This window comes from Aquifex sp., assembly GCF_056494385.1.
The window spans coordinates 1-8,396 of sequence record NZ_JBSLZM010000092.1; the positions used below are offsets into that span (position 1 = coordinate 1).

General features: G+C 43.4%; 13 protein-coding genes and 1 pseudogene. 2 read left to right on the forward strand and 12 right to left on the reverse strand.

Features of this window, described 5'->3' with window-relative positions:
* Window positions 1-391 precede the first annotated feature (391 nt).
* The 8 genes and pseudogenes from ACWB1W_RS07025 to ACWB1W_RS07060 all read right to left on the reverse strand — a co-directional run bounded on the left by ACWB1W_RS07025 (window position 392) and on the right by ACWB1W_RS07060 (window position 5,188).
* Window positions 392-559 carry a hypothetical protein gene (locus tag ACWB1W_RS07025; RefSeq protein WP_479370667.1) on the reverse strand — a complete coding sequence of 56 codons (168 nt, stop codon included), beginning with the start codon at window positions 557-559 and terminating at the stop codon, window positions 392-394.
* 1,484 nt (window positions 560-2,043) lie between these two features.
* A complete protein-coding gene (locus ACWB1W_RS07030) occupies window positions 2,044-2,247 on the reverse strand; it encodes a hypothetical protein (RefSeq protein ID WP_479370668.1) in 204 nt (67 codons plus the stop codon).
* Window positions 2,238-2,735, reverse strand: a complete 498-nt coding sequence (locus tag ACWB1W_RS07035) for a metal-dependent hydrolase (RefSeq protein ID WP_479370669.1) — start codon at window positions 2,733-2,735, stop codon at window positions 2,238-2,240. The genes ACWB1W_RS07030 and ACWB1W_RS07035 overlap by 10 nt, the downstream gene beginning before the upstream one ends.
* The gene (locus ACWB1W_RS07040; RefSeq protein WP_479370670.1) at window positions 2,732-3,277 is read right to left on the reverse strand and encodes a hypothetical protein; all 546 of its coding nucleotides are present in this window, start codon (window positions 3,275-3,277) and stop codon (window positions 2,732-2,734) included. The genes ACWB1W_RS07035 and ACWB1W_RS07040 overlap by 4 nt, the downstream gene beginning before the upstream one ends.
* Window positions 3,265-3,480 (reverse strand): hypothetical protein, encoded by a 216-nt coding sequence (locus tag ACWB1W_RS07045; protein ID WP_479370671.1) that lies wholly within the window; start codon window positions 3,478-3,480, stop codon window positions 3,265-3,267. The genes ACWB1W_RS07040 and ACWB1W_RS07045 overlap by 13 nt, the downstream gene beginning before the upstream one ends.
* On the reverse strand, window positions 3,467-3,778 hold the full coding sequence (locus ACWB1W_RS07050) for an HU family DNA-binding protein (protein WP_479370672.1): 312 nt from the start codon (window positions 3,776-3,778) through the stop codon (window positions 3,467-3,469). The genes ACWB1W_RS07045 and ACWB1W_RS07050 overlap by 14 nt, the downstream gene beginning before the upstream one ends.
* A gap of 373 nt (window positions 3,779-4,151) precedes the next feature.
* Window positions 4,152-5,000 (reverse strand): annotated as a pseudogene (locus ACWB1W_RS07055) (IS110 family transposase); the annotation flags it as partial.
* Window positions 4,997-5,188 carry a hypothetical protein gene (locus ACWB1W_RS07060; protein ID WP_479370673.1) on the reverse strand — a complete coding sequence of 64 codons (192 nt, stop codon included), beginning with the start codon at window positions 5,186-5,188 and terminating at the stop codon, window positions 4,997-4,999. The gene ACWB1W_RS07060 and the pseudogene ACWB1W_RS07055, both read right to left, overlap by 4 nt.
* 30 nt (window positions 5,189-5,218) lie before the next feature.
* On the opposite strand from ACWB1W_RS07060, the gene ACWB1W_RS07065 reads away from it, so the two are divergent.
* Window positions 5,219-5,653, forward strand: a complete 435-nt coding sequence (locus ACWB1W_RS07065) for a hypothetical protein (protein WP_479370674.1) — start codon at window positions 5,219-5,221, stop codon at window positions 5,651-5,653.
* Here the strand turns inward: ACWB1W_RS07065 and ACWB1W_RS07070 are convergent.
* Genes ACWB1W_RS07070 through ACWB1W_RS07085 form a run of 4 tightly spaced genes read right to left on the reverse strand, consistent with a single transcriptional unit; the run spans window position 5,622 to window position 8,245 of the window.
* Complete coding sequence (locus tag ACWB1W_RS07070; protein WP_479370675.1) at window positions 5,622-5,843, reverse strand: hypothetical protein; 222 nt, start codon at window positions 5,841-5,843, stop codon at window positions 5,622-5,624. The two genes, ACWB1W_RS07065 and ACWB1W_RS07070, sit on opposite strands and share 32 nt — an antisense overlap.
* Entirely contained in the window at window positions 5,840-6,817 is a 978-nt protein-coding gene (locus tag ACWB1W_RS07075) for a CsgG/HfaB family protein (protein WP_479370676.1), read from the reverse strand. Before ACWB1W_RS07075 ends, ACWB1W_RS07070 begins: the two co-directional genes overlap by 4 nt.
* Window positions 6,814-7,389, reverse strand: coding sequence for a molybdenum cofactor guanylyltransferase MobA (gene mobA / locus ACWB1W_RS07080; RefSeq protein ID WP_479370677.1), 576 nt, complete (start codon window positions 7,387-7,389; stop codon window positions 6,814-6,816). Before mobA ends, ACWB1W_RS07075 begins: the two co-directional genes overlap by 4 nt.
* Window positions 7,346-8,245 carry a lytic transglycosylase domain-containing protein gene (locus tag ACWB1W_RS07085; protein ID WP_479370678.1) on the reverse strand — a complete coding sequence of 300 codons (900 nt, stop codon included), beginning with the start codon at window positions 8,243-8,245 and terminating at the stop codon, window positions 7,346-7,348. Before ACWB1W_RS07085 ends, mobA begins: the two co-directional genes overlap by 44 nt.
* Before the next feature lie 17 nt (window positions 8,246-8,262).
* Between ACWB1W_RS07085 and ACWB1W_RS07090 the strand changes: the two genes are divergently transcribed.
* Window positions 8,263-8,396 (forward strand): sulfurtransferase TusA family protein (locus ACWB1W_RS07090; RefSeq protein WP_479370679.1); only part of this gene is annotated, 134 nt, incomplete at its 3' end.

Genomic DNA, 8,396 nt, shown 5'->3' on the forward strand with positions numbered 1-8,396 from the left:
AACCTCTGCCCGAAGGGCAGGGAGTCCCCCCTCCCCCATCGGCCGACCGAAGGTCGGCCGTGTGAGGGTACACCTGAAACTTACCACACCGCTAAAAAAAATTGGAGAGGGGACTGGTTTCCGTGAGGGTTTCAAATTCAGGGTGGGTGGTGGGGGGCTTTGGTGGTGGGTTCTTTTTTTGATGCGGCCGTCAGGCCGCATGTGCCCCCGCGAGCGTAGCGAGCTGGGGGCACCTACCACCTGCGAGCGAAGCGAGCAGGTGAAAAAATAATCTCCTTCAAAAATGTAAATCTCCACTTCCTCAAAGCCCCTTCAAAGTCCCTAAAATTTTAGTCTTCTACGCTCAAGTGGTAGCTAAAAAAATTTACCTACTTCTCAATTGAGAAATGCATTAGTCCCGGTATTGGTTCGCAAGTTTTAGGGCTTGTTTTGGGACTGTAAGGATTATTCCGTTTTTGTCCTGTATTTTTACTTTCGTGCCCTCATCTTCTAAGACAGTGAAGCTTTCTTTTCTCCCAAGTTTGTAGTGGTAAACCTTTGTTCCTTTTTTGTATTTCATCTTTAGTGTTGAAATTTATTCCTTCGCGAGGTGAGGGGCTACTCCCGAAGGGTGAGGAAGTAGCCCGAGAAGCCCGCAAGCTCCACGGAAGATGCTGGAGCGAGGGAGAAGGAGCGAAGGGAGAAGAGCGAAGAGTCGCAGGGAAACCACAGAACACGCCCGCCCCTGCGAAGGATGGAGCGGGCAAACACGCCGAGGGTGCCACGACCGCCACCGAAGGCAACGCCAAAGCGGGAGAAGGAAGCCACCACACGGGTGCGGGCAGAAAGACGACGGCGGAGGGGAAGGTGAGGAGGAACGAGTGCACAGGCCAGCACCACACCGGGCGGAACACGCCCGCTGGCCACGAAGGAGAGCGAGGGGTCGGGAAAGGGCGGACACACCACCAAGCACCGAGCGGAAAGCTCTGAGCAAGCACGGGCAACGAGAAAATCAGCACCTACCGCATCACCGACAACGATACCAAAGCCCTTGCCCGCAAAGAAGGAAACAACACCACGAACCAGGGAATACCACTCACTACCGAGATTTCTGCCACCTGCAAAAGCTACTATCCTACTCATGGCGGTTTTCGGATATCTCGTCTGTGAAGGTCAAGGACGAGCGAAGCGAGCTTGTGGAGTGTCCTTTCCGGGGGGTTTGGGGGGCTTTGCCCCCCAATAACTGCCAAAGTGAAGTTTTTAAAAGCCTGCTTTGGGGGTGCAGGGGGCGAAGCCCCCGCGGGGGGTGCGGGGGGCTACGCCCCCCGCAGGCGGGCGAGGGCGGGCATTAAAAAATTACAAAGCAGGCTTTTTTTTAAAAAATTTTTTTTAAAGGACACGGAATCCTTGACCTTCTGAAAAGAAGAACGAGATAAAATTACGCTATGCATGAGTAGGTAAGCTTATCAGGTGGCAGAAAGGAAAGGTAGTGAGTGGTAGGGCTCCGCGAGTGTTTTGTTTCCCTGAGGGAAAGGGCAGGGAGTGTTAGGTGATGCGGTTTGTGTCTGTTTGCCCGCTTGCTCGTTCCAGAGGTGCGGTCCCGCCCTTTTTCGTGAACTTGCCCGTAGGGCTGTGGTGTATTTGCACGGGCTTTGCCTGTTTGCTCCGCCCGGGGGCAGTGTCCAGCTTTTGCGGTGTGTCGGTTTTGATTTGCCTGAAGGCCTGCCCGCTTCCGGTGTAGGTTTTCCCTGCGGGGAGTTTTTGCTTCTCTGGGAGCTCCCGAGTCCGTTTTGAGTGGTTCGGGAAGCTTCGGAAGTGGTTTTTTTATTTTTTTCTTTTTTAAAAATGCCCGCCCGAGCCCGCCTTTTTCTTTTATTTTGGCTACACGTTATTTTTCCAGTTGCACGTCGGAGGTCGGGAGTTGGGCGTGAAGAGGGGAAACTTAAAATTTTTGATGTGCCCCGAAGGGGCACATGCGTGTGGCGAGCGTAAGCGAGCACACACGCCTACCGCCTGCGAGCGTAGCGAGCAGGCGAAAAAATGATTTCCTTCTTTATCTTCTTCTTAGCTCTCTCTTAAGGCTTTTATTATCTGGTCTTTTAGGTATTTGTATCGGTTGGGATATTTGAAGTATAGGGCTATGTTTAGGATTATTTGGGTGTCGTTCTTTCCAAAGTACTCTATTAGTTCGGTGAGTAGTTCTTTCCTCTCTTCTTTTTGCTGTATGTTTAGTTCTATTATTAGGTATTCGAGTTCTTTTATTCCCATATTTTGAATTTTCTTTCGTTGTATTCTCTGAGGTCTATTATTCCTTTCTCATACATTTCTTTGTATCGGGAGTATCCGAGTTTTACGTCCAGTTTTATGAGTGGTGTTAAAAATAGCACTAATAGGGCTAAGAATATCCATTCGGAGGGTTTTCCTGTTTTTATGAGTCCTCCTATTCTTATTCTTTGTCCCCTGTAAACGGGTACGCCTGTTTTTGTGAGGGCGTCTAAAAATAGGTGTGTTGTCCCTCCGTAGATGAAGGATAGAAGGCCGTGGCTGTAGGGAAAGTGGTATATGAATAGTATGAATGTGAATATAAGGAGGGGGAACCATATCACGAGGTAGTGAGTTATTCCTCGGTGTTCGTTGATTCCAAATAGGTCTTCTGTCCAGTCAGGGGCGGTGGAGCCAAGCATGGCCAGCGCGGGATTGAGGCCTATAATGTGCGCGGTTGTTCCTGCAAAGAAGGTATGGGTTAGCCATGTCATTTTCTGGCCTCCTTTGCTTTTGTTTGGTTTTGTTCTTGTTTTAGTGTGTATTGGTAGCATCGGTTCAGGGTGGTTTCTTTTATCCCTGCACTCATCAGGAGTATTTTTAGGGCTTGGAGCTGGCCTTCTTTTTGTTTTAGTTTTATTTGTTCTTTCCAGATATCTTTTCTGTATTCTATACCTGCTTTTACTCTTTGCCATTGCCAGGTTATGTATTTTTTCATTTCTTCTACTTCGTATCTGAGGCTTAGGTAATCCGCTAAGAGTTTTCTGGCAAAGTTTAGGGAACGGAGGTATTCTTTTTGGAGTTCAAATTTTTCTTTTGTATCGTAAAGGGGGATTTCTATTTTTATACCTGCGTTTACCGGTGCTTCTAAGGTGCTTTCTCCTTCTATGTCTTTTTGGGCTTTTAGGTAGGCTTTTATTTTTAGGTTTAGGTGGACCGGTTTTTGGGGGGCTATTTTTTTGACGATGTATATACAGGGGTTTGCAAGGCTGAGGTTCATTGTGAGTAGGGATATTAGTATCCCTACTTTTTGCATGGTTGGCCTTCCAGTTCCTTGATTTCTTTTATTTGGTCTTCTTCGAGGTCTCGGTCATACCATATGAGTTTTAGTTTTCCTTCTTTGCATTCGTAAACTGCTATGTAGTCGGTGTCCCGAATGTCTATTTTCAGTGGTTCGGTTAACTGCTCTCTTGCATGGGTTAGGGCTAAAATCAGAAGTGTAAGGCTAAGTTTTTTCATTTTTTTTCTTCCTCCTAAACATTTTTCCAGCTTTTAGATGGACGTATTCAATAGGGTATTTCATCCTCCGTGTCTTCCTCTCTTTGCGGGTAAATGTCCCGTAGGGTCTCAGCCTGATGGTCACTCCCTCCTTTAGAACCTTTTCGCTTAAGGATTGGAGGAACATCGTTATGATGTCCTCGGTAATCCGCAGGGTTAGACTTGGGTATTTCTCCCTCAGGCGGTGGGTTATTTCTCGGGATAGTTCTATCTTGGTTAGGGTCCTTGTCTTCAATTTTTTCTCCCTCCACTTTTGCAAAGTTTATAAAGTGGTTAAATAGCTCTGAAATAAGGTTGATTCTCTCTGTCCCGCTTTCACAGGACAGAGAAATATCGTGATTCTCAGAGCCTTTGTAATTTACTAAAACCTGTATGTGAGCTAAAAGGCTTCTTCTTATTTCGTTTGCTTTGAACGGGTTTGTTTTTTCTTCTCTGATGTATGCTCTGGCTATATTGTGTATTCGCATCCTTAGAGCCGTTTCAAAGTCTACTCTGTATTTTAGGGCGTACCAGATTATACGCAGGTAAAAGTCTATGAATTTGATTACTCTAAGGTTGTGGTCATGTTTCTTGTTTCCACTTTTGAGTTGATGAACGAGTTCTATAAGTGGTCTTAATATTGATTTCTTTCTCCTTGACTGGTTGTAAATGTTGAATAGCAAGGCTTTTATTTCAGTTCTGGCTCTATCGGGTTTGTGTTTTTCTATCTGTCCTGATTGTTCATATTCTACTCCCGAAAGCATATATCCTACGAAGGCGTCAATATTGGAAAACTTTCTTATGTCCTGATAGTACGCTATAAGTACTGCTGCGGTTATTTCTCCCATGTTAGGAAAAGTCTTTAGAATTTCCCAGTCTTCACAATTGCGGGCAAAGTTTTTTAATTCCTTCTCCGTGTATTCTTTGGACTCATAGGCAAGTCTGTATTTTTCAAGCTCCAGAAGTGCCAAGTCCCTGTAATAATGCAGGCAAGTTTTTAGTTCTCGTTCTATCCGGTCAAGGTATTTGTAAAGGGTTTTTTGTCTCATTTCGTAGTAGTCTTTTTCGGGGAAAACAATGGCTAAATATTGCTTGAGTCGGTTTGCATGTTTTGTAAGGTCTTTATTGTTTCGTATATGCTGGCGGACTATCGCTCTCATATGATGTTTTTTCATATCGTAGGGATAACACCATTTGGGAAAGTCAAAAAAGAATTTGCGTAAATACATAGCGTCTATGTAATCGCTCTTTTTGGTTTTCTTTCCCATTCTGAACCTTTTAAATCTTTTTCCGTCTGCAAAATAAACGGTTGCTCCGTGCTTTGTAAAGAGTTGTGCAAATTTTAGCCCATAAGCTCCGGTTTGTTCCATTACAACGATAGTGTTTTCATCGGTAATGCGTTCTATGATGTGAATATCTTTGAGAGTAATCTTCCAGTGGGCTTTTCCATCAAAAGCTATGATAAAGTTTTTAGACACGTCAACACCTATGATTTTCCTCACAACTCCCTCCTTGTTTTTGATTTTTCAAAGAAATTTATGAGTGAAAGCTTTTCTGGAAAGGAGGGAGGCAGAGAATTATAAAGGAGCTCTCTCCCTGCCCATCTCCGGACAGGTAGAGAATAATCTTCAAGCTCTCTGCCATCCCTCCTTGATAGTAGTATTTTAATTCCTCTTAATACAAATTGCATCGCAAGGTTGAATATACGATAATCTTAAACATGAAAGCATGGGGAAAGATACTGAAAAGCCTATGTGAGCTTTCAAAGGAAAAGGGAGTTAACCTTTACATACTTGAAGGGGACAAGAAATTAAACTACTACGGAAGCGAGCTGAAGAACTTCTGTAAAGAGGAGCTCTACGACGAAGAGGACTATAAGGTTTTCAAGAAGGTTAAGGATAATTTGAGTACCCAGCTTGAGGGAAGGGGCTACGTTATACTGATAAGTCCGCTAAACCTATGGGCAGACGTTTACGAGTATAGCAAGCCGAAGTTTGCAAACCCTGTAAACAAGGAAAGACCTTTTGAGGTAAGTCTTGACAGGTTCAGGATAGGTTTCTTTAATGAAAAAAAGGATGCGGTTGAGTTTGCCCTCAGCCTTGCGGATAAACTGAGGAAAGAGTTTAACCTCCACCTCCACGTTTTTTACGCTTAGCCTTTCTCCTTTCCTTATAAACCTCTTGTCTACACTGTCTTATTATTTTCTTGTATTTGTAGTAAACGGATGGGACGTTTATAGGGAGGTTGTAGTATCTCTCAAGGAGGAGCATTATATCTTCCGTAGTCAGATATTTATGGTTTCTTATCAAGCTCTTTATATACTTTACAATTCTCGTTTCTTTCATTTCTTTACGGCGTGTTTAATTCTAACCCTCTTCGCGGTTTCTAAATCGTCTATAACACAAACAGACTTATCAAATTCAAGCTTTGTAGAACTAACCTTACACTCTCCTATCTCATACTCTTCGTAGAAATACCTACCCGTTACCGGGTCCTTTACCTTTCTAAACTCCACTATCTTTAACGTATCACCCGGTTCTATGCCATCACCTTTTCCGAGTGTTACAAAGGCTATACGTTTAACGGGGTCCTTCTTATGGGTCATAAGTCTGTAAATGTATCCGTAAACCGGGAACATTTCTCCGAGCTTTTGCTTCTTTTCCTCTACAGCCTTAACGAGTGCATCAGCTAATAATCCGCATCCTTTTTCGTTCTCGCACTTCCACCTTTCTACTCCTGTTATTTCCTCAGTAAATCTTCTTTTAACTTTTAGCGTTCCTACTACCATACCTGAGGGAAAACGAACTACCCTTATGCTTAACCCTAATTTTGCCTCTCTCTCACACAACGAAGGCACAACGTGTTTCTTTCCGTCCTTATCGTAATATTCACGTCTGGGTTTATATCTCGTCCGCAGTTCCGCCATGTATACATTTCCTATAAGGACGTAGTTTATATCCGAAGCCAGCTCGGCCAACTTTGACGTGTCTATTCTTCCCCCGAGTCCTTGGCTGAACTTTACTTCTTCCATTAGTTTGTCCACCTCTGAACGTTCAACCACCTCAACGCTTCCCGGTTCACTCAGGATATCGGTCACAGTGTCTTGGGCAACTGTAGAAAGCCTGCAGGAACGCGCCAACCTTGTATTAACTCTGAAGGGAAGAACCGCAACTCTGGACTTCTTTTTATGCTTTATAAAGCTCGGTAAATCTCCCTTTGCCATTAGTTTATCGTATTTGGTTATGGTGTATTCCGAAAAATTTACTTTCGGTGCACAGCTTATTAAAAATATTAAAAGAACTCCTATTAGCCTCCTCATTTAATATGCATTATAACTTTATCAAGGTCCTCTTTTCTGTTTAGATTTATAACACTTTTTTCTAAATGAGTAGGTAAATCAACACCCTTGTATCCAATCTGTTTTAAGAACTTGTTAATTTTATACTCCTTTTTTTCTATAAACTCTTTCAGGGTCTTAAGAACACTCTTTGAGTAAACACCAACAAGAGTATGTATTTTCTCCCCTGTCCTTGCAATTGTTACGGGAGGTTCGTAGTTTTCAAGGATAAAGTAAAGGGTTTCCTCAGATATTAAAGGAATATCACCCGAAAGTATGAAACATTTATCCCCCCTTGCGTGCTTTATTGCCGTGTATAGCCCGATTATGGAGGCTTGTTCTTTTTTCTCGTCCTCAATTATCTGAACGTTTAAAAAGGAGAACTTTTCCCTATCTTTTGCTACTACATAAACCTCGTTAAAAACCCTTTTTGCGGTATTTATAACCCTTTCTATTACACGATTTCCGTTTATTTTGTATAGGAGCTTATCCTCTCCGAATCGTGTACTTTTACCTCCAGCCAGTATGTAGCACGGAACCTCTTCTCGCAACATACCTTTCTTCTATATAAACGTATGCATCTTCAGGTATGAGATTTCCCCTTATGTGGGGGTTTAGATCCCTAAAGGTTGATTCCCTTAGTCCGTAAATCTTTACGAAGGTCTTTACGGGTAGGGACGTTTTTACCCTAAGGGCTTGAACCGGTTGAACTTTTGGGGGAATAAATATACCGTATCTTTCCGCATTTTTTGCTATGTGGAGGAGTGCAAGGAACAGAGGGACGTAATTTCTTGTTTCCTCCGGAAGCTTATCCTTTGAAAGCCAAAAGTTTCCCTCTGCCCTTCTTCTTACACAACCCTCACCGCAGTTGTATGCCGCGAGAACGAGCTCAAGATTTCTGAAGTCTTTGTAAAGATCCCTTAGGTATCTTACTGCCGCGACCGTAGACTTTATAGGGTCAAACCTCTCGTCGTAATATCTTTCAACCTTTAAACCGTAACGTCTTGCGGTAGAAGGCATGAGTTGCCATATACCCGCTGCACCGCTCCTTGAAACCGCAAATGGGTTATACATACTCTCAACTACGGGAAGATATTTAAGCTCCTCGGGAAGGTTATACTTTCTCAAAACCGGGACGATGAACCTTTCATATCTCTTCATGCGGTAAAAGGCATACGTGAGGCTTTCCTTTCTGGCAAGCCAGTATTTTATCGCTTCTTCAACCTCACTCCTTTTTATTGCACCCGCGCGAAGGATTATAGCCTTTATCCTTACAAAGTAAAGGTCTTTTTCCGAAAGACCGAAGTTCCCTTTTTTCACAACCACGTAATTCTTTCTGAATACAACTTCCTTGGTCTTCGGAGTACATCCCCCCACCATTAATAAAAGGCTTAACAGCAGAACAAACATCTTTAGTATATAATTCTATGGAAAAAATTAAGGAAGATAAGGTATTGGACTTATCGGGATTGAGCTGTCCCCTTCCCGTTGTAATGACCTCTGAGACGATGAGGAAGATGAAGGAAGGGGAAGTTCTGAAAGTTATATCCACAGACTCGGG